Annotated in this window: 1 protein-coding gene and 1 pseudogene; both read right to left on the minus strand. The window is 73.5% G+C overall.

What is annotated here, in order from left to right:
• Positions 1 to 305: pseudogene (locus AB8Z36_RS40175) on the minus strand (peptidase M20); the annotation flags it as partial.
• 10 nt (positions 306 to 315) lie between these two features.
• A partial coding sequence (locus AB8Z36_RS40180; RefSeq protein WP_369218298.1) for a PD-(D/E)XK nuclease family protein occupies positions 316 to 1,100 on the minus strand: 785 nt, incomplete at its 5' end.

Genomic DNA, 1,100 nt, shown 5'->3' on the forward strand with positions numbered 1-1,100 from the left:
TCCTCGCGGGCCGCGGGCTGGACGTCGTGGTGGCCGTAGACGAGAACGGTGGGGGCCTGGGGGTCGTCCGAGGGCCACTCTGCGAAGACGGCGGGGGCCCCGGCCGTCTCCCAGACCTCCGTGACCGGGAAGCCGGTCTCCTTGAGCCGGGCGGCGAGCCACTCGGCACTGCGGCGCACGTCCCCGGCGTGCTCGGGCTGGGCCGACACGGACGGGATGCGCAGCCAATCCGCCAGTTCGTCGAGGAAGGCGGCGCGGTGGTTCTCGATGTACGTACGGACGGCGCTGTCCGGTGTCTCGCTCATGGTCACGAGCCTATCCGCCATCCGGGGGTGATTCGTCCGGTGGTTCCCCGCCGGAGCGATCGGCCGCCACAGCGATCGGAACCGATGGTTCCGCGGGCGGCGCGGGCTCTCCGCGCAGCAGGCGTTCGAGGTCGGCGCGGTCGGGGAGGCTTCTCGGACGGGCGGTCTCGCCGCTGCGCACGTACAGGAACGCGGCCTTCACCGATTCCAGGGGCACGCCCTGCTGCTCGGCCCAGGCCAGCCGGTACACGGCGAGCTGGAGGGGGTCGGCGCTGCGGGTGCGGCTGGTCTTCCAGTCGACGATCTCGTACGTGGTGTCCTCGCCGTCACCTTCCTTGTAGACGGCGTCGATGCGCCCCCGGATCACGCGGTCGGCGATGACGAACTGGAACGGGACCTCGACGCGGTAGGGGGTCCGGCGGGCGTACTCGGTGCGCTCGAAGGCGTCCTTGAGCGCCTCCAGGTCGCGCTCGTCGGCGATCTCCGCCTCGTCCATCGCGCCGCCCGGCAGCTCGTCCGGGCCGAGCATCGGCAGGGGCAGCTCCTCGAAGCGGGACTCGACCCAGGCGTGGAACCGGGTGCCCCTTCGCGCCGCGGGCTGCGGCGGGCGCGGCATCGGACGGGCGAGGTCCTGCGCGAAGCCGTCCGGGTCCGCAGCGAGGCGCAGCAGCTCGGACGCGGTGAGCGAGGGCGGCACGGGGACGTCCCTGACCGCCTCACGGGCACGCAGGAGCTCCCCGGTGAGGGCGTCCAGGTCGCGGTCCCAGGAGGCGAGGGTGCGGGCCTCCTCCGGGG

This window comes from Streptomyces flavofungini (assembly GCF_041028215.1).
Classification (GTDB): domain Bacteria; phylum Actinomycetota; class Actinomycetes; order Streptomycetales; family Streptomycetaceae; genus Streptomyces; species Streptomyces flavofungini_B.